Origin of the sequence: Streptomyces sp. CA-106110 (assembly GCF_050936285.1) — a bacterium.
GTDB lineage: Bacteria > Actinomycetota > Actinomycetes > Streptomycetales > Streptomycetaceae > Streptomyces.
Genome location: NZ_JBNJNB010000001.1, coordinates 6,007,573 through 6,032,324, shown reverse-complemented (window position 1 = coordinate 6,032,324; position 24,752 = coordinate 6,007,573). Strand labels below are relative to the sequence as shown.

Here is a 24,752-nt window from a genome sequence, read left to right as displayed (position 1 = left end):
GGTTATACAACCTGGTTATAGTGGCGGGATCGCTCGGGTATATAACCGAGCTATGGCAGGCGAAAAGGACACACACCAGAGCCCCGAGACGCTAACCGAGGAACAGGCCGAGCGGATGCTCGCCGGCATGAACGAGGTCATCCGCGCGGGCGAGGAGATGCGAAAGCTGCGCGCCGAAATGATCAAGCTGTTCGCCGACTTCGGTTGGACCCAGGACAGGATCGCCCAGCTCACCGACATGAGTCAGCCCGCCGTATCCAAGCAGGTGACGAAGTACAAGACGGGCGACCCACTACCCCCGACGAAGCTCTCCCTCGGCCAGCTCGATGTGCCCTGGCTCGAAGGACGCCTCTGGGGCCTGTCTGAGGAAATCTCCGAGAACTACGACACCGCCCGCTGCACGCGCTACGTCCACGCCATTGCCAGAGGGAAGAAGCGCTTCACACCTCAGAACGTCGACGAGCTGCGGCGCCTCGTCGAAGAGGACCTGATGCTGCACCAGGCAGAGATGCCCAGCAGCTACCGGAACGCATACGACGAGATCAGTCGCGGTCTCGACATCCCCGCGAAGGTCACCACCAACGCATCAGCCTCTGTGCGTCGTGCCCTCGCTTACCAGATCCAGCGCGACCAGCTCAGGGGCGACTCTTGAGCGGTTGTCACTACAACCGGAGCTCCACACATTGCACCCACCCCACAACGCCAACCTGCCCAACACAGCCACCCGCCGGCCCCGAATACGCCCTGCCCGCTTCCACCCGCCACTGCAGGCCGGAGGAACCGACGAACTTCCTCACCTATCCCCCGCCAGGCCCCACCACCGTCCGCAGTTCGCTGTGAAGAGACTTCAGTTCGCCTGAACCCCGGGCCCTCTTGGGACTGGTGGTGGTCGGGGTCGGTCGCGGGGCGCGGCGGTTGCTGTACATCGCTGCTGTACGCAATCAGCGACGAGGCATGCCGACAGCAGACACGTGCCTGGTGAGGACCTACACTCTCGCTGCACTGATCGGCGCAAGCATGGCGGACTCGTTGACCAGGCCGAGCGGGGGATGAGGCTGCGGCAGGTTGGACGGACAAGGAGTTGCGGTGGCAACGACCGGCGGGGCAACGACCCGATCCTGGCGCTGGTATGGCGCGGCCGCCCTGACCTCAACCGTGTTCTCTGCCGTGTTCGTGCAGGCGACTCTCCTCGCAAACTGGTACGTGGAACACCCGGTGATCGTCCCCGGTGACGATTCACCTGGCATCGCCGCAAACGCAGGGAACCTGATTGCCGTGCCGATTTTCGCCGTTGCTGCGATCGCCTGCCTGCTGTTCCCTCTGCTCTGGGGGATCGCGGCGTTCCGCAAGTGGACGGGCGCGGCAGTAAAGGGTCTGCCGGTGATTTCCACCGTTCTGCAGGGGGTCGCCTTGCTGGTGGCCCTTCCGGTCGCCACGACCCTGCCCTACAACTGGGCAGACGTCACAACTCTAGTCGCCGCAATCCTGATCGCACTGTGGGCCTCGTCCCGAGACCGCTCTGGGCGCGCCGGAGAGGCCCTGGGGTCGGCGTAGCGACTTTGGCCGGGAGTTTCAACGACCGAGTCAAGCCCGCCGCGCTCGGATCCTGGAGCACCAGTTTGGAAGACGGCGTATGCGGATCGGGGCTGACCTGCCAAGTCTCTGACCTTGGACAGAGCGCAGCCGGGCCCGGCGTTCCCCGTGGCTCCCCGCTGCGTCCCCTCGGAACGGGCACGCAGCGGGCACGGTGAGCCCCTCGATGCGAACTACGGGCGCGATGGTCGCTGAGGTTTGCTGGGCTGGCCAGACAGCCGCGTACGCGCAGGAATGGCCGACTGCGGTCGTGCCGGTTGCTGTACTTCGCTGCTGTACGGCAACCGGCTCCACCTCATCGGTCCTGCCGCCGTCGCCTACGACGCAACCCCTTGGCGCCGGCGACGGCGACGCAGAAAGTGCCGCCCACTGTCATAGGGAGGTTAGAAGCGAAGGGTCTCAGAGGAGGGTGTTCAAGGAAGGCTCGGTCGAACGCAATTCCGATCAGGGCGGCTGTCAGTCCGAACGCCCACAAGAGCAGTACCAGCAGCCATGTGCTCCGGGTGCTCAGCCAAGAAGTCATTGGATCACCATGCACCCGACATGCCGCTCGACCACAGTCCCCCTCGCTTCTACTACCCAGCTGCGCGAGGGCGACTGCCCGTTGATTCCGCTCAATCGGGCATACGGTGGATGCGACGGAGTCGCCAGGCGCGAATCTCGCCGTAGAGCACGGCTGCCGCAAGTATGAAGAGCACGTCCTCTATGCACGCTGACCACGGTTCAGACATCCACCGGTGACCTAGGACCGCCCACCCAGGGAGGAGCGCCACGGCGAGGAGGTAACCGCGCAGACGCTCACGCAGCCGACGCGCCTCGTGCCGTTGTTCAACTGCCATGATGGCCCCGTGTCATCGCAGGATGGTGCCTGGTCACAAGCGTATGCTGTCCACCTTTGCATGGTAGGTCAACGCTCGTGCGGGGACTGGGTGTTGGATCACGTATCGGCTCGTTCTTCTGGAAGTGTCGCGGCCGCGTTGGCTATGCCAGCGGACCACTGCCTTGTAAGGGCGGCGTGATCTGTAGCGGGAGCGACCAGGTCACCGCGGCTGCAGCGGCAGCCCAGGCCAACGGCACTTCTCGACTGTGGAGAGCCGTCGTTGACCGTGGCTGACCCTTGCATCTGGCACGCCTGTGGCACGGGCTGCCCCTAAAGCTCTTCAGTCCGTCGGGATCAGGTGCGCCCAGACGGTGCCGAGCCTCTTGAGCAGGGCACGCTGCTCGTCGATCCAGCCGCGGTCCACTTCGAGGGAGAGGGCCAGCCTGCTGGTCTGCTGGTCTGCGATGGTGACCGTGATCCCATCATGGTCGTCCTCCCGCCAATTCAGGCGGATGCCAATCTCGGCGACTCGCGCAGCCTCACGCCAGACGGCGTCGTGCCCCGCGGCGACCTCGTCCAATACGTGCGCCCAGCCGGCCAGGTCTCTTGGATCCACATAGGTATCGAGGACACCGGCCACGAAATCGTTGTGGACCAGGAGCTGCCCCTTCACGTCCGGGATGCCCGGGGCATAGGAGTCGTTCAACTCGACCACAACACTGCCGCCGTACTTACCGGTGATCCGCAGCAGTGCGAACCGCTCAGGCTCCTTCATGTCCCACCCTGGGTGTTCGGTCCAGTGCTGATGCCGCGCACTCTAAGCGGCACCACTGACGATGCCTGCTGCGCTCACCGTCTCAATGGGTGACTCAAGACCTGTCTTCTTGCCCTGGGTCTTGTCGGAGATCTTGAGACGCTGGAACTTTGCAGGTCGGGACACTAAGCGGCTTGCCTGAAGTTCTGCGCGTAACTCTTCGGCAGCCAGGGCGAGGCCCAGGGTGCGGCGGTGGTCAGCATCTGGGTGGGTGAGCGCTGCCGGAAGAAGGCGTGGACCTGGCGCAGGCGGCCCGGCCAGGTGACGGCGGTGTTGGCAATGTGGGCCTTCAGCGCGGCCCAGATGCGCTCGACCGGGTTGTCGTGCGGGCTGTAGCGGGCGCCGAACAGCAGGCGCAGGCGGGGCTGGTCGGCCAGGTAGGCGGTCACCGCCTTCGCGTGATGAATGCTGTCGTTGTCGCAGACCACCGCGACGACCGGGGCGGCGGGGTAGGCGGCCAGCAGTAGCTGGAGGAAGGCGGCGGCATTGCGGCGGCCCAGGGTGTAGACCCAGGCGCCGGTGGCCACTTCCAGGGCCCCGAAGACGGTGGCCTGCCGGTTCTTGCCTGGGGTGGCCACCTGCTGCCGCGTCCCGCGCAGGATCCAGCTCGCCCGCACGTGCGGCAGTAGGTGCAGGTGGGTCTCGTCCTCGGCCCAGACCACCGACCCGTGGGGCAGGGCGGCGAGTTGGCGGCGCAGGGCGGCGAGGGTGCGCCTGCGCTCGGGGTCACCCCTGGCCACCAGGCGGGGCCGCCGCCAGGCCGCCTGTTCGCGAGTGTGCCGGTACACGGTGCGCAGGCTCATCTTCGGCCGGCCCAGGCGGCGCCAGATCCGGCGGATGGTCCACGGCCCGGGGCGGGTCAGCAGGCGGCGGATGCGCTCGCCCAGCCTCGGCCCGCCGAGCCGGGGCCGCCCCGCGCGGGGGCGATCGGCCAGGCCCGCCAGGCCGGCGGTGTTGTAGCGATGGATCCAGCGGCGCACCGTGGCCGGGTGGTAGCCGAGCAGCTCGCCGATCTCTCCTGCGGTCATGCCGGCCGCGGACAGCAGCACGATCACCGCGCGGGAGGCCTCTCGCCACCGGTGATGCAGCAGGTGATACAGGTGCTGGTACGCCGGACCGGGGCGGTTGGCGAACACGGATGCCGGACGCATACTGGCCTTGACCTCGCCGGTTTTGTCGTAGTTTGGTCAACCTCGATACAACACCCGGCGAGGTCTTCTCGTCATCGAGGCCATCGCGCCAGGCCGCCGCTGCCGCTCCAGATTCCGCGCAGAACTTCAGGTCATCCGCTTAGTCCGCCGTGGCCCAGAGGTCGTCATTGGTCGTTGTTGGCCGCTGCCGATCGGCCTCGGACGGCCCATGGACGGCCCAGCCGTGGCCCACATGACCGGCGTCAGCCGGCGGAAACGGCCCGCCACTGAGCGGTGATGCACCCCTCTTCCATGTCCCACCACTCCTCGCCAACACCGCGTTTGAGCAACCTTTGCACCTTGGCGAGATCAGCGGTGGGCGGGACGTCCAGGGCCACCATGCCGAACCGCTCTATGCCCTCGCCTTCGACGCCGAGTTCCTGAAACGCGTTGATCACGCTCTGTCGCGCAGCTCCCGAGCCTCCGTCACGGAACACGATGAGGCGGATGGTGCAGTTCTCCGAACGCCGAACCACCTCGCCGGCCCATCGCACGCCGTCCTCGTCGGGTTCCGTGGCCACGATGTCCCCGCAGGCGATGCCTCGGACGAACCAGGGGATGTTGTCGAGCTGAACGGTGCCGTCTCCCTGGTCGATGGCCCACAGACTCTCCGCCGGGGCCGGAGGCCAGTCGTCCTCTGTCTCAAGCCGGAAGTGCACCTTCACGTACGGTCCGCCGGGATTCGTCATGCCGCCCAGGATGCACGCATCGGAGCGGCTGCCCGGAGGGGGCCCTCTTCCCCCGGCTGCACGTCACGGGGGCCAGCGTTCCAGGCCCGTGCCTCAGCCCCGTTCACGGCAGAGAGGTCCTCGGTGGATCGCCGGTGTGCGTGCCTGTTGATGTCACCCGCTGATGTCAGAGCCGCCGGCGCCATCCTGCAGGTAATCGTGCCATCCGGCAGGATCGGCGCGTTTGGCGGCCGACGAGGTCCCGTTCGTCGGCATGGATCGAACGGGACCTCGTGGCTTCCCAGGTGTGGTTCAGCTCGCTACGCGGTCTGCCGCATGGGCGTTGTCGTCCTTGGCCTGGGCGCGGGTACCGGAAGCGATGCAGACCAGGTCACCGGCTGCCGCCTCACGCCACACGCACCCCGACACGCAAGTGAGACCCGTGGCTCCCCAAGGTCGGACGCGCTAGCCCGCGTCGGGTGCGGGCCACTTACCGGGCACCCCTCCCCGTTCGGGTGACATCCGGACCGTCTCCCTATCACCCGACCCCAATCGGCACATAATCTGCGCACCGCTGGGGCGCTTCGGGGGGTGTGCGGGCACACCCGGGGAGGGATGAGCATGACGACGGACACAGCCACCGCCGAGACCACGACGGCGACGCACGGCGACGCGGGCCCTTTCCGATTCCGTCCCTCGGGCCGTCACCGCAAGCCGCGCCTGCGGCGACTGGTCTTCACCGTCGGCGGGTTCGCGCTCGCCGCCGGGGCCCTGAGCCTGGTGCACCTCGCACCCGAGTCGGCGACGGGCGGGGCCGGCACCGCGGAAGCCGAGCCCGGGATCAACACCCCCGACACGTCGGCCACGGTCGTAACCGAGCCCGCCACGGGTGCCGTGCGCCTCTCCGCGAGCGTCGTCACGGGGGCGGTAGCGCGCCCACCCGAGGTCGCGCCGGGCACCGCGCGCACGTCCGCGCACCCGTCCTCATCGGTCCCACGCGCCACCGACCCGGCGACCGGCATCCCCGAAGCGCCGTCGACCCCGACAGGCACGACCCCCGACGCGCCGTGGCCCACCCCGTCCGGTACCGCCACCACTCAGGAGCCCGAACCGGACCCGAGCCCCGCTCCTGCCCGCACGCACGGCGGCCCGCCGGAGGGCCACGGACGACGACCTGCCCAGGTCCCGGCGCACGACCCGTGGCGTACCGACTAGTACTCGGTGTGCGCAGCTGCCACATCCGCCTGGCCCCGGAGGAACCGAAAGTTCATCGCCCCGTTGATCCGGTGCCCGACCGGGGACCTTTCCGGCCGGGTGACGCTGCGCGCTAGCCGTGCGCTGTGTGAGTGCCGAGTCCCTGCTGAACCGATCACGGGCGACTGCCCGTCAGCGTCGGCACCGCGCGCTTCCCAGACCACTGCCCGTGCTGCGCTTGTCTCCCCCCGGTGCGGCATGGAGAGGGATAGGGGCGGCCGGGTCCCCGCCCACTGCACGGGGGTCCGGCCGCCCCCCATACGCATCGGACCGAGGCGGGCGGTCAGGCGCGACTCACGGACCTCACCGGGGCCACCGATCCCAGGGTCCGGGCGCGCTCGCCGGCGCATCGCGGCACAGCAGTCGCCGCGAGCCGTGTCCGGTGAAGCGACGGCGATTCCTCATGCCGTCGTCCTGCCGGCTCCGTCGTTGACCGACCTATCCCTTTCGGTCGATTCGCTCTCTGCTGGGAGGTCGAGGTGTAACACTTCCGGCCGAGTTCGCTCTGTCTAAGCGGACGACTGTGTCGGTCGGCCAGGACAAGGAGCACGACTCGTGCAGTGGACGGACGAAAGCGGCAGAGCATACGGCGAGGATCCGTACGGCGGCGCCGGGTACGCGTATGCCTATGGCTACGAGCACGGCGGCAGCGCCCCCACCGACACGGCCACGATGCCCTGGGCCCCGGAACAAGTCACGCAGCAGACGCATCCGGCGGGCCATGCCCATGTGGCGGGGACGGACCCCTACACCACCAGGCCGAATCTCTACGTCATCGCCACGGATCCCTACGCCGCCGGGCCAAACCCTGCCACTACGGGGTGGGACGCTCCCCACGGCGACATGCTCACCGTGCCGCCTCCAGAACTCGACCCGCCCGGCTCTTCCGCGCCAGGACCGGGTGCGCCGAAGAGCGAGTCGGTTCGGCCCGTCTTCGTCGACTCCTCGGGTCGACGCCAGCGTCGCGTGCTGCGCGCCGCCCGGCTGCTGGTGATCCCAGCCGGCGGCTACGTGGCCCTGTTGATCAGTACCCTGCTGGGCGGCCCCACCCTCAACGCCCCGTTCGTCCCGCAACCGGACTCCCCGCACCCGACCACGCCCCGGGCGACCGCTCCCGACGCCTCTTCCGGCACAGGCCACTCCGCAGGGAATGGGAGCCCTGCCGTGGCGCAGACGAACTCCCGCCTCACGCCGACGCAGAAGGTCTCCGGCTCCGCCGACCAGTCGACAGCCTCCGCCGCCTCTGCGGCGGCCGCACCCGGTCCTACCGCGGCCTCCACCGGTATCGCGTCCCCGACCGCAACCCCCACTGCCACTACCAATCCCCACTCCAAGGGCCGCGCGGTCGGCTCGTCCCACAACCCCGTGAAGTGAGCCAAGGCCAACTGACGTGACCAATCGCCGACGCCGCAATGCGCCTCCTCGCATCGGCAGCCGCATCCGCCAGATCACACCTCGCGCCCATTGGCTGCTGCTCAGTGTGTTCGCGGTGACCTTGTCGACGGCTCTGCTGCTGCAGGGCTACACCCACCACATGTTCCGTATCACCTCGGACAGCGTGACCGGCGCCCGTGGCCGCAACGACACGGTGCCCAGTCAGGTGGTCCACGGTGGCCCGGTGATCGCGAACGCCGCCACCTCTCCGCATACCGCCCACGTCAAGACCCGCACCATCGCGCTGACCTTCGACGACGGCCCGGACCCCGTCTGGACGCCACGGATCCTGGAGGTGCTGCGCCGCAATCATGTGCACGCGACCTTCTTCGTCGTCGGGACCCAGGTTGTCGCCCATCCGGAGCTGGCCCGTCGGATCGTCGCCGACGGCCACCAGATCGGCATCCACACCTTCACCCACCCTGACCTGGCCCACCTCGCCCCTTGGCAGCGCTCCCTGGAGCTGCGCGAGACGCAGCTGGCAGTGGCCGGTGCCGCGGGGGTCACCACCGCACTGCTGAGGCCGCCGTACTCCTCCGAGAACGACGCGCTGGACAACGCCGACTGGTCAGTCCTCAAGCAGGCCGACGCGGCGGGCTACGTCACCGTGCTCACCACCCAGGATGCCGAGGACTGGCAGCGCCCCGGTGTGCAGCGCATCCTCGCGAATGCGACACCCCACGGCCATGCCGGGCAGATCCTGCTGATGCACGACGCCGGCGGTGACCGGTCCCAGACCGTCGCCGCACTGGAGTCCCTGATCCCACGGCTCAAGGCACAGGGCTTCAGGTTCGCGACGGTCTCCAATGCGGTCGGCATGGCCGCACCCGTCCAGCCCGCCGGGCTCGGCGACCATCTGCAGGGGCTAGCCCTCATCAAGATGCTGCAGGGCGGCGACTGGGCCGTGTGGCTGCTGGGCCTGCTGATGTACGCGGCCGGAGCGATCAGCGTGCTGCGCGCGGTGGTCGTGCTGATCGCCGCCCGGCGGCACCGGCGCCTGCAAACCCGTCGGGGCCGCTCCTGGGGGCCGCCGGTGACCGAGCCGGTCAGCGTCATCGTCCCCGCGTACAACGAGAGCGCCGGGATCGAGGCAGCCGTGCGCTCCCTGCTCGCCTCCAACCATCCGGTCGAGATCATCGTGGTGGACGACGGTTCCACCGACGGAACCGCCGATCTGGTGGAATCGCTCCACCTGCCGGTGCGGGTGATCCGCCAGCAAAACGCGGGCAAGCCCGCCGCACTCAACACCGGCCTCGCAGCCGCCACCTGGGACCTGGTGGTCATGGTCGACGGCGACACGGTCTTCGAACCGGACACCGTCCGCACGATCGTGCAGCCCTTCGCCGACCCGCGCGTGGGCGCCGTCTCGGGCAACGCCAAGGTCGTCAACCGCGGTGGCCTGCTGGGCCGCTGGCAGCACATCGAGTACGTGGTCGGGTTCAACCTCGACCGCCGCCTGTTCGACCTCGCCGAATGCATGCCGACCGTCCCCGGAGCGGTCGGCGCGTTCCGCCGCCGGGCCCTGCTGGACCTCGGCGGCGTCAGCGACGTCACCCTCGCCGAGGACACCGACCTGACCATGGCGCTGTGCCGCGCCGGCTGGCGCGTGGTGTACGAGGAAGACGCGAAAGCCTGGACCGAAGCGCCCGCGTCACTCAACGCCCTGTGGCGGCAACGGTACCGATGGTGCTACGGCACCCTGCAGGCGATGTGGAAGCACCGCGGCGCCCTGCTGCAGCGCGGCGCCGCCGGAAAACTGGGCCGCCGAGGCCTGGTCTATCTGCTGCTCTTCCAGGTACTGCTGCCCCTGCTCGCACCCGTCGTGGACATCTTCGCCGTGTACGGGCTGGTCTTCCTCGACCCGGTCCGGATCATCGGACTGTGGCTCGCCTTCCTGCTCCTGCAACTCCTGATGGGCCTGTACGCGTTCCGCCTGGACGGAGAACGCCCGGGCCCGCTGTGGAGCCTGCCGCTGCAGCAATTCGTCTACCGGCAGCTGATGTACCTGGTGGTGATCCAGTCCGTCTTCACCGCCGTGTCAGGCTCCCGCCTGCGGTGGCAGCGCATGGAACGGTACGGCAGCCTGCAAGCCCCAACGGGCGCTGGGACACCCCGCGTTGACCTCACCCCACAGGACCCCGGTTTCGCGCAGCCGGCACCGTACGAGGGCTATCCGCAGCCAGCACCGTACGACGCCCTCCAGCAACCGGCGCCCTACGACGGCCTTCCGCAGCCCCCACCCCACCACGGCTTCCGGCAGCCCGCACCGCACGAGACATCGCAGTTGTACTGAACCGAGAGAAGTGATGCGGCGGTCCCCTAACCTGCACCTGCCTACTCGATCAGAGCTGTGACCTGCTGCTGAGCTGCCGACAGTTGTCAACGCTGGTCATCGTTGAGCGCCCTTCTACGGCCCAGCGACGGCCCCGGGATCCATACCCGGGGCCGTCGCTAGTTTGGAAGACCACGTATGCACGTCTGTCCCCACCGGTGGTGCCGCTGACCTGCGCGGAAGTGGCGCCGACACCGCTGTTCCCCGTTGCGCCCCCTTCGTGACCGACCGGACGGGCACACAACGGGCATGGGCGCCATGCCGACAGAGGCAGTGGCTGAATGATCTGCCAGGAAGCCTTGCTGCGACAGCTGTAGCTGCCGATCATTCGAGCATGAGACCCGAAGTGCAGGCGTTTGTCGCCGACGGTCCACTCCCCGACTGGGACGCGAGTGAGGAAGAGGTCGACAGGCGCTACGAGCAGCTTCGGGCAATCTCCCGACCGGTTACGGCGGAGGAAGCGCAGGCGCTGGCCGGGTGTTTTGGGCCCGACGACTGCTACGGCGTCGCCTGGATGCTGGTACACCTCATCGAGACGGGCCCTGGACCGGTGCCCTCAGTGGCTCGTCCCGGTCCCGACGCCGACTACTGGCACGAGACGCTGTGGTGGCGGTGGGGGCGAATAGTACGGCGGAGCATCAATGACTGAGGCAAGCCAGCGGGGCGCCGCCCATCGGTTGTGGACGACGCCCAGTGCTTGACACAGGCTTTGGGGTCCGGCCTCATCCTTATCAGGTCGATCACGGGGGTCTGTCGACGTCGACCAACGGCCCCTGCGCCTTGGTCCATCGTCCACTGAGGTCCGTCGCTGACCGCTGCTGTTCGTGCTTGTTGGTGTCAGCCGCTGGTGTCAGCCGCCGCACATGGTCTTGACAAGGGCTGCCCCGCCTTTGGCCAACGGCAGCGCCTCCAGGTGACACCCTGGCCTGCTGGACTGCCACCCGCCCGCCCCCACTCCGCGCCGAGCCGAAGGGGGCCAAGCGTTCCACTCTCGCCGGACACATCAGCACGCCCGCTGGCCGCTGCCATCACGCGCGCAACGCCACCGGCCATTTGCCAGCCAGCATCACGTGATCAAACCGGACAGAGCGGTTGAACGACGCCGCCCTGGCCCCGGGCCTGAAGCACCAGACCGAGCACGACGAGCCCCAGAGCAATGGTGAAAAGAACCATCGCCAATGGCCCAGCCCACGGATCCTCCGTCGCGGTGGGTTTGAGTCCGAGCGCCAGCAACATCGCGCCTGCTGTCAAGCCCATCAGGTCGTGGTGGACGTCCATCCATCTCGTGACTTCCGAAAGGTTGACCAGGTTTGATCGTGACAGGGAACCTGCCCCGCTGCCAAGGGGGGAATTCCCTGCCACGACCTGTGCCTGGACCCGCGGTCGGTGGAGTCTTAACTCACTTGGGTGCGGATCCTCTCGGGGGACGGTTGAACTGGGGTTTTGCTGATCTGGGTGTGGGTGGGGTGTTGTCGTCTCTACCGTGCGGGTAGAGGAGGCGGTGCCGGATGGGCTCGTTGATCGGGGAACTGGAGGCTCGGCAGGCGGCGGTGCGGTCCCGGGTGGAGGAACTCGAGCGGGAGATCGCCGTGTTGACCGTGCGGTTGGAGGCTGAGCGGGACCGGCTGGAACGGTTGACCGTGACGCGGGAGACGCTGGAGGAACTCGCGGCTGAGGGAGTGGCCGTGGACGCGGTCGAGCCGGTGGGCGGGGGCCGGGTGGTGGGAGCGCAGACGGTGACCGTGTGGCGGGAGGGGATGAGCAGCGCGGATCTCCCTGCGGTCTACCGCGACATCGTGGGCGTGATCGACGACGGGCCCGAGCCGGTGCAGGCGAAGCAGGTCGTGCCGAGGATCGGCCTGCCCGCGCAGACGTCGAAGATCGAGGGGACGCGGTCGAAACTGAAGCGGCTGGTCGAGCGGGGCTGGCTGGACGAACAGACACCCGCACTGTTCACCGCGTCGGCCGGAAGGACGGCGACCGGTTCGGTGCGGTGAGCCAACTCCCGGTGGTCAAGGGGCTCTTCTTCCTACCGTCGTAGGTGCCAACCAGGAACGACGGCCGGAAGAAGAGCCCGGATGGAACGCTACGACACCCACGATGTCCCTGACCCGTTTGCCTGCTCGATGGAAGCGGTGGAGTCGCTGGCAGCACGGCTGTCGGCACCCGAGACCGCCGAGTTGGACCATGCCGCGGTGGAACAGCTGATCGAGACCGATGGCCGGGAGATCCTGCGCCGGTTCTTCCAGGACCACCTCGACCTGCGGGCGGCCCGTGAAGAGCAGGCGCCGCCGCCTCGGGCGGTCTTCGGTCCGGACCGCGAGGTGCGGCCGTACCGCGAGAGGGGGCATGCCCGGCAGCTGACCTGCTTGTTCGGCACGGTGAGTGTGACGCGGTGCGCCTGGCGGAGCCGGGGCCTGTCGAACGTGCACCCGGCCGACGCCCAGTTGTCGCTGCCACGCGGCCGGCACAGCCACGGCGTCAAACGCCTCGCCGTGCGCGAGGCGGTCCGTGGTTCCTACGCGCAGGCCGTCGCGGCGATCACCGACCGGTGCGGGCCGGTACTGGGCAAACGCCGGGCCGAGAGCCTGACCGTCGAGGCCGCCGGCGACATCGACGCCTTCTACCACCACAAGATCGCCTCCCCGTGCACGGCCGACATGCCGCTGGTCATCCAGGTCGACCAGAAGGGGGTGGTGATGCGGCCCGAAGCGTTACGCGAGGCCACCCGCCGCGCGGCCGAGGCAAAGAAGCGGCAGGGCAGGCAGGCGCGGCTCGCACCGGGCGAGAAACCGAACCGGAAACGCATGGCGACCATCGCCTGCGTCCACGACACCCACCCCGCCCAGCGCCGTCCGCACGACATCGTCCACCCACCCGGCGGCCGTACCCGCCTGCGGACGGTGCGGCCCGGCCCGAAAGCGGTCAACCGGTGGTGCACCGCCTCCCTGATCCACGACCCCGACGACGTGATCGCCGAGGCATTCACCCAGGCCACCGACCGTGACCCGGGCCATCACCGGCCCTGGCTCGTCCTCGTCGACGGCGCCCGCCACCAACTCGACCTCGTCGAAGCCGAAGCACAGCGCCGCAACGCCAAGATCCACATCTTGATCGACTTCGTCCATGTCGCCGAGTACGCGTGGACGGCCGCGCACGCCTTCCATCCTGTCGGCAGCCTGGAGGCCGAGACTTTCGCCGCCGAGACACTCACCGCGATCCTGCACGGACACGCCGCCCGCGTCGCCGACGAGATGACCGCCCGCGCCGAGAAGGAACAGCTCACCGGGGCGAAACGGGACAGCGTCGACACCTGCGTGCGCTACCTGTCCGGCCACCTCGACCAGCTCCGCTACGACACCGCACTGGACAAGGGCTGGCCCATCGCGACCGGATCGGTCGAAGGCGCGTGCCGGCACCTCGTGGGCGACCGCCTCGACATCACCGGAGCCCGCTGGGGCCTCGCCAGCGCCGAAGCCGTCCTCAAACTCCGCGCTGTCCACGCCAACGGCGACCTCGACACCTACCTCGCCTACCACCACACCCGCGAGCATCAGCGCACCTACCCCGACCAGCACCACAACCAACCCAGCACTTGATCAACAACCTTCCCTCAGAAGGATCCGCACCCGTCCCCGTTGGCGGGAGGTGCCTGGTGGTGGGTGCGGTCATGACGTCCTGCCAAGGTGCATGGCGGGCTACGGCGACAGCGGCTTGGTCTGGTTCAGGGCTTCGGCAGGCCTGGCCGTGTGCCCCGGAGGATGGCCAAGCGTCACTGATTCCTAATGCCGAAGCCGACCCGAAGCACACGCCATCGCTGTTTTTCTACGTCTCGTAGTAGCTTGAACGGGTCGAAGACGGAGCTTGCTGGAGCAGGCAGAGGGAGGTGCCGGATGGCCGGCGGTGCGGACGGCCGGAAGGAGTCCCGGCGCCGTGCGCGGGGAGAGCTGGAGGGGGAGGTGCTGGCGGCCCTGTGGGCGGCCGGCGGGCCGGCGACGGCTGTGATGGTGCACGAGAAACTGGGGGACGACACGGCCCACACCACCGTGCTGACGATCCTGACGCGGCTGTGTGACAAGGGTCTGGTGACCCGGCGGCGCGAGGGACGCAGTTTCCTGTACTCGCCCGTGAACGACCAGCCGGGGATGGCGGCGGCGGGGATGCACTCGCTGCTGGACGAGGGCGGGGACCGTCCGGCGGTACTGGCCCGGTTCGTGTCGGATCTGTCAGCGAAGGACGAGCAGCTGCTGGAGCAGCTGCTGCACGGCGACGGCCCCCTGCGGGGGTGAGGCGTGTTCTGGCCCATACCGATGTATCTGCCGCTGCTGGTGAGCGCGGCGCTGGCGCTGGTGGCGCCGTGGGCGGGCCGCAGGATGCCGCCGCGTGCCGGGACGTGGGCGATGGCGTGCGCGGCCGTCGTGGCAGCCGGCACATGGGTGACCGAGCTGGCGATCCTGGCGTTCACCGCGATCGGGCAGGTGCCTCTGGTGGCGGCACAGGGGCCGTGGTCGGTGAGTGTGCCGGCGGCGTAGGACCCGGTGACCGTAAGGTCGCCGCGGTGTGCGCAGGAGTGGTGCTGGTCGTCGTGGTCAGTGTCACGGTGGCGTCCTGGCGCCGGGGGCAGGCGCTGGTCGACGCCTGGCGGGAGTGCCGGGACATTGCGGCGGGCGAGGATCTGGCCGTCGTCGACGATCCGGTTCCGGCGGCCTTCGCCGTGCTCGGCCTGCCCGGACGCGTGGTGGTCTCCTCGGGGATGCTACGGCTGCTGGACATGCGAGAGGGGCGGGCGTTGCTCGCCCATGAGCGTGCGCACCTGCGGCGTCGGCATCGTGTGTTCTCGCTGGTGTTCCATCTGACGGCCGCGGTCGATCCGCTGCTGCGCCCGTTGGAGCGGGCCGGGGCGTTCGCGGTCGAGCGGTGGGCGGACGAGGAGGCGGGGGCCGAGGTGGCGGACCGGCGCCTGGTGGCTCGGGCGATCGCGCGGGCGGCCCTGGCGGCGAGCCGGGCCCGGCAGGCGGCTCTGGCCGCCACCGGTGGGCCGGTGCCCCAGCGTGTCCAGGCGCTGATGGCCCCACCGGTCTCGCGTCACAACGGTGCGACGGCGGTGTTCGCGGTGCTGATGTCGGCGTGCTGCGCGAGCCTGGCGCTGACCGCGCACGACACGGAGCGGCTGTTCGAGGCGGCGATGCACGCCCATGCCGCCGGAGCACACCTGCCTGCGAGGTGACCGGTTCGGTGCGAGCGGGACCCGCTGCCGTCCTGCGGGTACGGACCTCGTCATACCCGGCCGGTAGCCGAGGAGCCGATCCGGTATGGGTGCGTGACGCGAGGGGATCGTGACTGGCGTGAGTGGAAGTCATCTTCCGTGGCTGGGCCTGCCGCACCAGAACGGTCCCTGGGGTGCCGCGTTCACGGTGTTCGCCGTCCCGCCTGGTGGCCTGTGGCTGTTGGCGCTGGTGCTGGAGCGCCGTCTGATGGGTTTTCGCACCGGGTTCGTGGCGGTGCTCCTCGGCGATCCGCTGCTGGCCGTGGCGAGCGGGCTGGGGATATGGCGTATGGGTATCGCCCCGCCGACGGGCCGTGGTGGGGCTGGCGTCCGCTGGTAGTGGTGAGCGGGGATGCTGCGCCCGGGGCGGCAGCATCCCCGCCGGGCTCACCCGGTGAAGTAGCCGGCCAAGTCCGCGATCAGGTCGACGGTCCCGGCGTGGTTGTAGAAGTTGATCTTTCCGTTGGTGACGGGGACGACGACGAGGTTGGGGATGGTCTTGTCTGCCGTGAAGTTGAGGTTGGAGGCGGGGGTCGGCCTGGAGAGGCCGTTGGGGTAGACGGTGACGTAGCTGCCCGTTGTGGGGTTGGTGGCGGTCACGTTGAGCACGACGGCCGTGGCGTTCACCGGTACGCCGTTGTGGCCGCCGACGGTCAGGGTGACCGTGGCATCCGCCCCGACGGTGCCCTTGCGGACGCCGGTGCCGTTGCGGGTGTCCATGACCCGGACCGGTCCCGCGTTGTGCTCGACGGAGCCGGTGGCGCTGAAGTAGCCGCTGATGTCGGCGATCAGGTCGACGCTTCCGGCGTTGTTGTAGAAGTCGACCTTGCCGTTGGTGACGGGGACGATGACGAGGTTGGGGAACGTCTCGTTCGCCCAGAAGTTGAGGCTGGAGGCGCTCGTGCGGGTGGTCCCGTCGGGGTAGACGGTGACGTAACTGCTCTTCGTCGCTCTCGTCGCGGTCACGTTCATCACCACCGCGGTGACGCCGCTGGTGGGCAGCCCGGCCTTGCCGGTGACCTGGAGGGTGACCGTGCCGCCGGGGCCGACCTGGGCCTGCGGTACGCCGGTGCCGTTGCGGGTGTCCATGACCCGCGTCGGGGTGATGCTGGTCAGCTTGGAACCGCTTCCGTCACTGGTGTAGTAGCCGGTGATGTCGGCGATCAGGTCCACGCTTCCGGCGCGGTTGTAGAAGTTGGCCTTGCCGTTGACGACGGGCACCGTCACCAGGTTCGGAAACGTCTTGCCCGCAGGGAAGTTGAGGTTGGACGCGCTCGTGCGGGTGGTTCCGTTGGGGTAGACGGTGACATAGCTGGCGGCCGTCGCGTTCGTCGCCGTCACGTTCATGATGACGCCTGTGACGCCGCTGGTGGGCACTCCGGCCCTGCCGGTGACCTGGAGGGTGACCGTGCTGTCGGCGCCGACCTTGGCCTGCGGTACGCCGGTGCCGTTGCGGGTGTCCATGATCCGCGTCGGGGTGACGGGCTTGAGGGTGCCGGTCGGCGGAACGACCGGGTCGGTCACCGTGACGTCGCTCGCCTTCACGTAGGCGAGGCGGTGGTTGTAGCGGATCGGGTAGTAGGTCGTGTTCCCCGAGACCAGCAGGCAGTCCGGGCTGCCCGAGCAGTTGATGTCCTCGGCGTAGTAGAAGTCGCCGTTCACCTCCGACAGCGCACTGTAGGACTGGCCCGGCTGGACGGTCTCGTGGTCGAGCGGGGTCAGCTGCTGGTTCGAGCTCGAGGCCAGGGTGCTCAGGCCGGCGGGGTAGGCCGAGGTCTCCGGGTAGGCGCGGCCGTACACCGCGACGGCCGACGTTCCGGCGGCGGTGATCAGGTGCTGTGCCGTGCCGGTGTTCGCCATGGTGTAGGCGCCGCCCGGGTTGTAGAACCACGCCTTCTGGCCGTCGTACCAGATGGCCGTCCAGTCGCCCTGCACCGCCGCGACCACGAAGGTCTGGCCGAAGGCGGCCTTGTCCGTCCAGTCCCAGCCGAGCGTGGTGCCCGTGGGCTTGCTGTCCGCCGTGAACTTCGGGTCCGTGATCAGCGACGCCGTGGAGGACGGGCTGGTGCGCAGATAGACGAAGTTGGCGGGGTTGGCGGGGCAGGTGGTGGTGGACGAACCGCAGCCGGTGAGGGTCGGCTCGTAACTGGTGCTCCACGGCGGGGTGATGGTGACCTCGCCGCCGGCCACGGGCATGCCGTTGCCGTTGGGGTAGGCGCCCAGCAGCGTCAGGTAGTGGCTCCAGTTCCACCACGGTCCGGGGTCCCAGTGCATGCCCTCGTAGTAGGCACTGAGGGGGCCGGGCACGCCGTCGTGGCCGATGATGTGCTCGCGGTCGAGCGGGATGCCGAACTGCTTGGCGAGGTAGCCGACGAGTGCCACGGAGGACTGGTACTCCTGCTCGGTGTACCAGCTGCCGTAGTCCAGTGCGTAGCCCTCGTGCTCGATGCCGATCGAGTGGTCGTTCACGTACTTGTTGCCGGCGTGCCAGGCGATGTCCTTGGTCGGCACCATCTGGGTGACCGAGCCGTCGGCGCCGACGACGTAGTGGGCGCTGGCGTAGGTCGACGGCTGCTGGAACGAGTTGATCGCGGAGGCCGCGGTGCTCTCGGTGTCGTGGATGACGATGGTGTTGACGGCGTCGCCGTCCGTGGGACGGTTCGCGAGGTCGTAGTTGCCGTAGTCGCTCTGGTCGCTGCTGCTGTTGAGCGCGTACGCGGCGGGGGTGAACGTGCAGGCCAGCGTGGAGGGGCACTCGGGTGCCTGGGTGGCGGTGGCGCCGGTGGTGAACGAGGCCTGGCGTATCGCGGGCTTCAGGTCCGGGCTCACCGCGGTCGGCCTGTGCGCCGGCACGGACGGGTCGGCGGACAGCGTCACTTCCTGGTTGTCCGTGGTGACCCGGTGGGCGCCGACGCGGATGGTCGCGAACACGCGGTCGGCGAACTGCTCGGCGACCTGGGAGCGGGTGGACTGGCTGTAGCGGGTCACCGCCGGGTACCACTGCCCGGGGTCGGACGGCAGCGAACCGGCCGAGGCGCGCTCGTAGGAGGCGAGCAGCGCGGCGGCGCCGCGGATGTTCTGCCGCATGGAGGTGCGCAGCGACGCGTGGGAGGCCTTGACCATCGAGGCGGCGGTGTCGAGGGTGCGCATCGCCCGGGTGACCCGCTGCGACGGGGGCGTCTTGCTCGGCGTGGACGTGCCGGCCACCGCCGAGTGGTGGCGCAGCGCCCTGGGGTCGTCACCATAGCCGGGCGTCTCCGCTTCGCTGTCCCGCCCCGGCTTCAGGTCGGTCGCGCTGACCGAGGTCAGGCCCATGACGTTGTAGTTGCCGGTGACCGAGGGCCGACCGTGGTGCGACTCCCAGAGTGTCATCTGGTAAGAGACGGCCATCAGCACACTGGCCGGCACATGGAACTCGGCGGCGGCCGACTTGAAATCTGTCTGGAGGGCGTGCGAGGGGCGTCCGCTCGACGCGGCGGTGCCGGTCCGGTCGCTGCCCGCTCCCAGGGCCGTCGTTGCGATCACGCCTGCCACGAGCCCTCCGGTGGCGAGTCCGCTCGCCACGCCGAGCCACAGCCGCATCCGAGATCTTCGGTGTTTCGAAAGCAAGGAGCTACCTCAATCGGTCAATACGAGTCGTGAACCGGTGAAGGGGGCAGGCCAGTGGGGTAGGTCTGCCGGGGCAGCGTGACCTGTCACATCCGTGGAGCGAGCGGCCACGGAAGCGTTTTCGGCCCCCTGCGTGTACAGCGCCGACAGACAGGTAAACATCACGCCAACGGTGAATGGAGCGGGCCGTCGAGGTGTGGGCCGCCACCCGTCAGCGCGTCGTCGGCAACGCCGCCGTGAATCACGGTCCGTCCGCCCGGTGTTGCACCGGTAACGTCACCTTGAGGCCCGTCTCCTGGCCCGCCGCCGACAGCTGTGTGACGTACTGCAGCCCTGGCCTGCGACGCACCCGGCGCGCGTGAGGCGCGAAGTGCCGCGGCGCTACCGTCGGTACGGATTCCCCGTCGGCGGACGCGCCGCCATCACGCCGTACGCCTGCCGCGTCGGGGGACGCTTGTCGAACAGAGCGGCTTTATGGGCCCAACGCGGGTGGTGGTCGCTCACTGCCGGGGCGTAGTGGACCTTCAGCTCAGTGCCCGGACGATATGCCCCTGGCGCCGCTGAGGTTGGTCCCCAGCGAGCCGGGACCGACTGGTGATGCCCCGCCGACCAGGATGGTCGGCGGGGCATCACGGGTGCGGTGTCGGATCTCCTCAGCTGGTGTAGCCGGCCACGTCCACGATCACGTTGGTGGTGCTGTTGGTGTAGAAGTCCACCTTGCCGTCGGAGCCGACCGGCACCATCACCTGGTTGGCGATGGTCTTGCCCTTCACCCAGTTCAGGTTGGAGGCATTAGGGCGGCTGGTGCCATCGGCCCAGGCGGTGAGGTAACCGGTTCCGGTGGTGCCGGTGACCGTGACGGTCAGGACGACAGCCTTGACGCCGGTCGTCGGAATGGCGTCGCGACCGGAGATCTGCAGGGCCAGTGTCTTGCCGGAGCCGAGCGCCGTGGTGTTCCTGGTGTCCAGCAGACGCGAGGGGGTCACCGTCTTGAGAGTCGTACCGGAGGAGGAGAAGTAGCCGGAGACGTCGGCGATCACGTGGCTGCTGCCGCGGACGAAGATGCTGACGTTGCCGTCACTGCCGATCGGCACGATGGCCATGTTGGCGATGGTGGTCCCGGTGGCCGACCAGTTGAGGTTGGAGGCGGTCGGGCGGGTGGCGCCCTCCGGGTAGGCCTCCAGATAGCCGCTGCTGCTGGTCTGGGTAGCCGTCAGGTTGAGCACCACGGAGGTGGCGCCGCTCGGCACGCCCCCGTGGCCGCGGACCTTGAGGCTGATCGCCGCGTTGGAGATCTTGCTGGTGGTGGAGATCCCGATCGCGTGACGGGTGTCCAGCAGGCGGTACGGCTTCAGCGCCGAGTGCCTGGCGCCGGTGGTGTTGTTGGTGTAGTAGCCCTGGACATCGACGATCAGGTGGGTGGTGCTGCTGGTCGAGATGTCCACGATGCCGTCGCCGGCCACCTTGACCGTCGTGGAGGCGGCGATGGTCTGGCCTGCGGCGCTCCAGTTGAGGTTGCTGGTCGACGGCTGGGTGGTGCCGTCGGCCCAGGCGGTGAGGTGCCCACCGCCGGTGGTGCCGGTGACCGTGAGGTTGAGGACCACGGCGGTGACACCGCTGCTCGGTATGCCGGCCGCGCCCTCGATCCTGACCGGGGCGGTGCCACCGGTGACCAGAGCGTGCTTCGTCGGGACGGAGCTGAGGCCCCAGCCGGTGCCGTTGCGGGTGTCCAGCAGGCGTACGGGGCTGGCGAGCGGGTGGAAGGTGGAGGCTCCGGTCGCCGCTGTGCCCTTGGCCGCGCACACCGAGGTGATCAGGCCCGGCTCCCGGGGCGCGCCGAGACCGGTGACCTCGTCATAGCCCGCCGCCGCCGTGAAGCCGGTCGCGTACACGGAGTTGTTGCCACTGGTGACATCCCAGAAGTCACCGGGGTAGTCGGCGCGCCCTGCCGTGTAGAGGGCGTCGTTGAGGAAGCCGACGCGGCCGTTTGTCTGGCAGGCACTGGAGGCGTTGGCCTGGACGATGGCGGCGGCCCAGGTCGGGGCCGCGCCGCTGGTTCCGCCGAGAATGCCGGGGACGGGGCTGGAGGACTGGGAGTTGTCCAGGTAGTAGATCGGGTAGCCGGCGCTCGGGTCGGCCAGGGCGGCCACATCCGGGACCGCCCGCTTGGTCGTGGTGACCACGCCGCCCTGGTAGATGGCAGGCTTCCAACGCGCGGAGACGCCGCCGCCGCTGGCGCCGCCGTTCGAGTTCCACACCGCCTGGGTGGCCGTGCTGCCCGAACCGTTCATCGTGGTGCCGCCGACGCCCGTGACATAGGGCTGGCTCGCCGGGTCGTCGACGGCGGCGGCGGAGGAACCGGTCGCGGGTTCGCAGTCGCTGGAACCGCTGTCGCCCGAGGCGGCGACGACACTCTGGCCCTGGGCGGCGGCCTCCGCGAAGATCGTGTTCTCGGCGTTCGCGGTCGCGCTGCTCTCGACGGCCTCGCACAGACCCCAACTGGTCGAGATGACCTGCGCCCGGTCGTCGGTGACCATCTTCTGGTAGACGTCGAGCACGTTCTGGTCGGTGGCGGACGAGGCGTCCACGCCCTGGTAGTCGATGATGCTCGCGCCCGGCACCAGGCCGATCAGGTCCTCGATGTCGAGAGCCGACTCCACGCCGACCGGCGCCCCGTCCACCGTGCTGCCCGCCGCGGCGCCCGACCCGGACGTCGTGTCGACGTACACGTGGGAGACCGAGGTGCTGGTGCCCACACAGGACTGGTACGCGGCGATGCTGGCGCTGTCGACGTTCTCCGGCTCGAACACGGCCACCGTCTGCCCCGCACCGACGGTGGAGGAGCTCGTCATCCCGTAGTTGCCGGCCAGCTTCCCGGGGCTGTAGTAGTCGGTGCCGTCGGAGAGGCCCGAACCGGTGAAGTCGGCGCAGAGCCCCGGGCTGTACGTCCGGGGGGCCACCGTGCGGGGGCTGCTCCCGGCGACCGACCTGGGCGCGCTCACGTGCCGCACGGCGGAGTGGTGGCTGGTGAGGGTGTTGACGTTGCTCAGGCCGACGATCCCGGTCACGGACGCCGCCACGTCGGCGGGCAGTGCGGGGGCCGAGGCGTTGAGATAGTGGGTCGTGCCGTCCTTCAGCCGGACGTTCCTGAACTGGGTGCCGAAGGCGTGAGACGCCTGTGCGACGGTGGCGGTCACCGGGATGGCAAGGCCGTCGGAGCTGACCTCGCCCGGGCTGAGGCCGGCCGCTTTCAGCGCCTGTGAGACGCCGGCGATGGTGGCCCGGGTGGGGCCGAAGGCCGAGGCGAACTGCCCCTTGGCCAGGTAGTGGTGGTAGAGGTGATTGCCCGGGGTGGACACTGCCGTGATGAAGTCGGTCAGCCCCTTCGGGTCACGCGGGGACAGATGGACGCTGAGGTGCAGCGTGCTTCCCGGGGTGGTGGCGCCGACGGCCGTCGCGCCGGTCGGCACCCGCGGAGCCGTGCCTATTCGCTTGGGCGCATCCGGCCGCTCCGCGGCAGTGGCGCCGACCGCGGTGGCGAAGATGGCGGCCGCCGTGATGAGAGCGACGGCGAGAGTGGACGCCACCATCCCCCTGACCCTCGTGTCGATCTCGCCCGCCGCGCGTCTGCGACGTCCGGGCGCGGCCTGAACCTTTCTGGTCATGCAGTCCCTTCAAAACTGAGGCACCGTCAATGCGGTCAGCGCCGGCACCTTGAGCTCACTCTGGCGGGCTGGTTCAACCGGGCATGCGCGGGAACTATCCACCTTCGCCAGAAGTTTGAGCATTATTATCAGAATCGGTCAGTCCTGTCTCCTGTCGGACAGAACCATGCGGCTCGTCAGTAGGGCTGATGACTGCACTCCGAGCAGCAGCCACCACGCCAGTCAACACCCCTGCTTGGACCGGCGCCGTCGGCTGAACTCGACCAGGAAGAGCCCTGCTCCCGACGGCGTCAAGTCGACGAGTTCAAGCTCGGCATGGACAGCGACCGCATGTCCACAGTTACGGGCGCGCCCCGCGCGACTACGAACGTGGGGTGAACCGCCCGTCGCCCCGCTTGTGCAGCCAGCCGCGGTCGGCGAGCTTGACCATCTTCGCCCGCAAAGGTTCCAGCTTGCCGCGCACCGAGGCGTCCAGCCCCAGCCGCTCGCCGACCGCCCTGACCTGAACCGGGCCGTCGGCCTCCCGCACGATCGCCAGGATCTCGCGGTCCAGGCGGTTCAACACCCGCTCCGCGATCGCCAGTTCACCCCGCTCGACCTGGACCTCCTGGAGTTGCTTGGCCAACTCCTCGGCGAGGGCGTCCCGTTCGCTCCGGCGGACGGTGATCCACCGCCGCTCCTGCATCCCCCACGCCCTCCTGCGTTCTCACGGCGTGCCGACCGGCTGACGGTTCGTGGGCGGGAGCCGGTAGACAGCGAGCCAGACTTTGTTTCGATTTTCGAACTGGGCTGGCATTGACGGCGGCGTCACTTCGGGAGGAATGCAGGTCTCGCACGTGCGGCTGGACGGCAAGTGGACGCCCACGGCACTCAAGAGCAAGCGCGAGGAGATCCGCGCTCTCATCGGGGCCCGCACCGACCTGCCCATGGAGATCAAGGCGGGCTCCCACGGGGACCGGGCCACGATCACCCTGCGGACCCGCAGCGCTGCCGACGGCATCGACCTGAGCGGCTGGCAGCCCGGAGCCCCGTGGGGTGTCGACACCGTCACCGGCGAGCCGGTGTTCGTCCCCCTCGGTCGGCGCATGCTCGTCGCCGGTACGTCGGGCGCGGGCAAGAGCTGGTCGACGCGGGCCGTCCTCGCGGAAGCCTCGGAGACGCCGAATCACCGACTTGTGATCATCGATCCGAAGCGTGTGGAGGCCCTGAACTGGCAGCACCGCGCCCGCACGGCGGTGACTCCGGATGAGGTCCTGGACGTCACGGGCGAGCTGTACGCGGAGATGATCGAGCGTGAGGAGCTGATCCCCCGAGGCGAGGACGTCATCCAGATCAGCCCCGAAAGGCCCCGCATCACGGTGTTCGTCGACGAGGGCGCCGAGGTCATCGCCATGGCCAAGAAGACCCGCCGCAAGGGCACCGAGGACGACCCGGGCGACCCCGACTGGGGCGAGATCATCGAGAACCTTCGGTCCCTGGCGCGCCGTGCCCGCGCAGCCGAGATCATCGTCATCTGGGCAACACAGAAGCCCACGATGTCCGGCGAAGGCCACGGCATCGACTCCCAGATCGCGGGCCAGATCACCTACCGGGCCTCCCTCGCGCTCTCCAGCGCGGGCGAGTCACAGGTGGTCTTCGGACAGGACGCCCACGAGAAGGGCTGGCACGCCCACGAGCTGCCCATGCCGGGCTTCGCCCTGCTGCGCTCGCACCCCAAGGCCAAGCCCCACCACATCCGCACACGGGCCATGTCCCCCAAGGACGTGATCGCTCTGCCCGACCGGCCCATATGGCACCGCGCATCCACCAAGACAACCGGGAGCACGCTCCACCTTGTCAAGACACCGGCCACCCCGACAGAGTCCGCGCCCGTGCCGGCCGCGGCGGAGACGAACCGTGACCGGGTGCTGCGCGCCGTCCACGACGGCGCCCGGACCCTGCGGGACATCACCGACCGCACCGGCATCAACAAGGGCACCGTCTCCCGCGAAGTCAAAGCCCTCACCGCTGCAGGATCCCTCCGCAAGGCGGACGACGGCATGCTCCTGCCCCGCCGCGAGGCGGCATGAGCACCGCCGCCTGACCGACCCGACCAACGACAACGGCG

20 protein-coding genes are annotated in these 24,752 nt (G+C 69.1%); 13 read left to right on the top strand and 7 right to left on the bottom strand.

All coding sequences use genetic code 11. The features are described 5' to 3' along the window. Nucleotides 1–52: 52 nt before the first annotated feature. Together ACQEXA_RS27785 and ACQEXA_RS27780 are read left to right on the top strand one after the other, a co-directional pair. Entirely contained in the window at nucleotides 53–652 is a 600-nt protein-coding gene (locus ACQEXA_RS27785; protein ID WP_432930406.1) for a helix-turn-helix domain-containing protein, read from the top strand. 434 nt (nucleotides 653–1,086) lie between these two features. After that, nucleotides 1,087–1,554, top strand: coding sequence for a hypothetical protein (locus ACQEXA_RS27780; RefSeq protein ID WP_432930408.1), 468 nt, complete (start codon nucleotides 1,087–1,089; stop codon nucleotides 1,552–1,554). Nucleotides 1,555–2,753: 1,199 nt separating this feature from the next. Here the strand turns inward: ACQEXA_RS27780 and ACQEXA_RS27775 are convergent. The 3 genes from ACQEXA_RS27775 to ACQEXA_RS27765 all read right to left on the bottom strand — a co-directional run bounded on the left by ACQEXA_RS27775 (nucleotide 2,754) and on the right by ACQEXA_RS27765 (nucleotide 5,106). Then, nucleotides 2,754–3,188 carry a DUF5959 family protein gene (locus ACQEXA_RS27775; RefSeq protein WP_432930410.1) on the bottom strand — a complete coding sequence of 145 codons (435 nt, stop codon included), beginning with the start codon at nucleotides 3,186–3,188 and terminating at the stop codon, nucleotides 2,754–2,756. Between the two features lie 164 nt (nucleotides 3,189–3,352). Then, nucleotides 3,353–4,378: an IS630 family transposase gene (locus ACQEXA_RS27770; protein WP_433128281.1), complete on the bottom strand. Its 1,026-nt coding sequence runs from the start codon at nucleotides 4,376–4,378 to the stop codon at nucleotides 3,353–3,355. 242 nt (nucleotides 4,379–4,620) lie between these two features. After that, a complete protein-coding gene (locus tag ACQEXA_RS27765; RefSeq protein WP_432930412.1) occupies nucleotides 4,621–5,106 on the bottom strand; it encodes a DUF4265 domain-containing protein in 486 nt (161 codons plus the stop codon). Between the two features lie 600 nt (nucleotides 5,107–5,706). Between ACQEXA_RS27765 and ACQEXA_RS27760 the strand changes: the two genes are divergently transcribed. The 4 genes from ACQEXA_RS27760 (at nucleotide 5,707) to ACQEXA_RS27745 (ending at nucleotide 10,754) form a co-directional block, all read left to right on the top strand. Next, on the top strand, nucleotides 5,707–6,300 hold the full coding sequence (locus ACQEXA_RS27760; RefSeq protein ID WP_433131399.1) for a hypothetical protein: 594 nt from the start codon (nucleotides 5,707–5,709) through the stop codon (nucleotides 6,298–6,300). Nucleotides 6,301–6,894: 594 nt separating this feature from the next. Continuing rightward, nucleotides 6,895–7,713, top strand: a complete 819-nt coding sequence (locus ACQEXA_RS27755; RefSeq protein WP_432930415.1) for a hypothetical protein — start codon at nucleotides 6,895–6,897, stop codon at nucleotides 7,711–7,713. Between the two features lie 16 nt (nucleotides 7,714–7,729). Continuing rightward, nucleotides 7,730–10,066, top strand: a complete 2,337-nt coding sequence (locus tag ACQEXA_RS27750) for a glycosyltransferase (protein WP_433131397.1) — start codon at nucleotides 7,730–7,732, stop codon at nucleotides 10,064–10,066. Nucleotides 10,067–10,439: 373 nt separating this feature from the next. Beyond that, nucleotides 10,440–10,754, top strand: a complete 315-nt coding sequence (locus ACQEXA_RS27745; RefSeq protein ID WP_432930419.1) for a hypothetical protein — start codon at nucleotides 10,440–10,442, stop codon at nucleotides 10,752–10,754. Between the two features lie 425 nt (nucleotides 10,755–11,179). On the opposite strand, the gene ACQEXA_RS27740 is transcribed toward ACQEXA_RS27745, so the two are convergent. Then, nucleotides 11,180–11,383: a hypothetical protein gene (locus ACQEXA_RS27740; protein ID WP_432930421.1), complete on the bottom strand. Its 204-nt coding sequence runs from the start codon at nucleotides 11,381–11,383 to the stop codon at nucleotides 11,180–11,182. Nucleotides 11,384–11,613: 230 nt separating this feature from the next. Here ACQEXA_RS27740 and ACQEXA_RS27735 point away from each other — a divergent pair, with 230 nt between their 5' ends. From ACQEXA_RS27735 to ACQEXA_RS27710, 6 genes are all read left to right on the top strand, one after another. Beyond that, on the top strand, nucleotides 11,614–12,102 hold the full coding sequence (locus ACQEXA_RS27735; protein ID WP_432930360.1) for a hypothetical protein: 489 nt from the start codon (nucleotides 11,614–11,616) through the stop codon (nucleotides 12,100–12,102). An 81-nt stretch (nucleotides 12,103–12,183) separates the two neighbouring features. Then, on the top strand, nucleotides 12,184–13,704 hold the full coding sequence (locus ACQEXA_RS27730) for an ISKra4 family transposase (protein WP_433131395.1): 1,521 nt from the start codon (nucleotides 12,184–12,186) through the stop codon (nucleotides 13,702–13,704). Between the two features lie 294 nt (nucleotides 13,705–13,998). Further along, nucleotides 13,999–14,394 (top strand): BlaI/MecI/CopY family transcriptional regulator, encoded by a 396-nt coding sequence (locus ACQEXA_RS27725; RefSeq protein ID WP_432930423.1) that lies wholly within the window; start codon nucleotides 13,999–14,001, stop codon nucleotides 14,392–14,394. Nucleotides 14,395–14,397: 3 nt separating this feature from the next. Then, nucleotides 14,398–14,637, top strand: a complete 240-nt coding sequence (locus ACQEXA_RS27720) for a hypothetical protein (protein WP_432930425.1) — start codon at nucleotides 14,398–14,400, stop codon at nucleotides 14,635–14,637. 26 nt (nucleotides 14,638–14,663) lie between these two features. After that, nucleotides 14,664–15,332, top strand: coding sequence for a M56 family metallopeptidase (locus tag ACQEXA_RS27715; RefSeq protein WP_433131393.1), 669 nt, complete (start codon nucleotides 14,664–14,666; stop codon nucleotides 15,330–15,332). A 118-nt stretch (nucleotides 15,333–15,450) separates the two neighbouring features. After that, nucleotides 15,451–15,711 (top strand): hypothetical protein, encoded by a 261-nt coding sequence (locus tag ACQEXA_RS27710; protein ID WP_432930429.1) that lies wholly within the window; start codon nucleotides 15,451–15,453, stop codon nucleotides 15,709–15,711. Nucleotides 15,712–15,758: 47 nt separating this feature from the next. Here the strand turns inward: ACQEXA_RS27710 and ACQEXA_RS27705 are convergent, their stop codons facing one another. The 3 genes from ACQEXA_RS27705 to ACQEXA_RS27695 form a co-directional block, all read right to left on the bottom strand. Continuing rightward, nucleotides 15,759–18,953, bottom strand: coding sequence for an N-acetylmuramoyl-L-alanine amidase (locus ACQEXA_RS27705; protein WP_432930431.1), 3,195 nt, complete (start codon nucleotides 18,951–18,953; stop codon nucleotides 15,759–15,761). A gap of 680 nt (nucleotides 18,954–19,633) precedes the next feature. Further along, nucleotides 19,634–22,645 carry a S53 family peptidase gene (locus ACQEXA_RS27700; protein ID WP_432930433.1) on the bottom strand — a complete coding sequence of 1,004 codons (3,012 nt, stop codon included), beginning with the start codon at nucleotides 22,643–22,645 and terminating at the stop codon, nucleotides 19,634–19,636. Between the two features lie 361 nt (nucleotides 22,646–23,006). Continuing rightward, on the bottom strand, nucleotides 23,007–23,330 hold the full coding sequence (locus tag ACQEXA_RS27695) for a hypothetical protein (RefSeq protein ID WP_432930435.1): 324 nt from the start codon (nucleotides 23,328–23,330) through the stop codon (nucleotides 23,007–23,009). 136 nt (nucleotides 23,331–23,466) lie between these two features. On the opposite strand from ACQEXA_RS27695, the gene ACQEXA_RS27690 reads away from it, so the two are divergent. Further along, nucleotides 23,467–24,714 (top strand): FtsK/SpoIIIE domain-containing protein, encoded by a 1,248-nt coding sequence (locus ACQEXA_RS27690; RefSeq protein ID WP_432930437.1) that lies wholly within the window; start codon nucleotides 23,467–23,469, stop codon nucleotides 24,712–24,714. Nucleotides 24,715–24,752 lie beyond the last annotated feature (38 nt).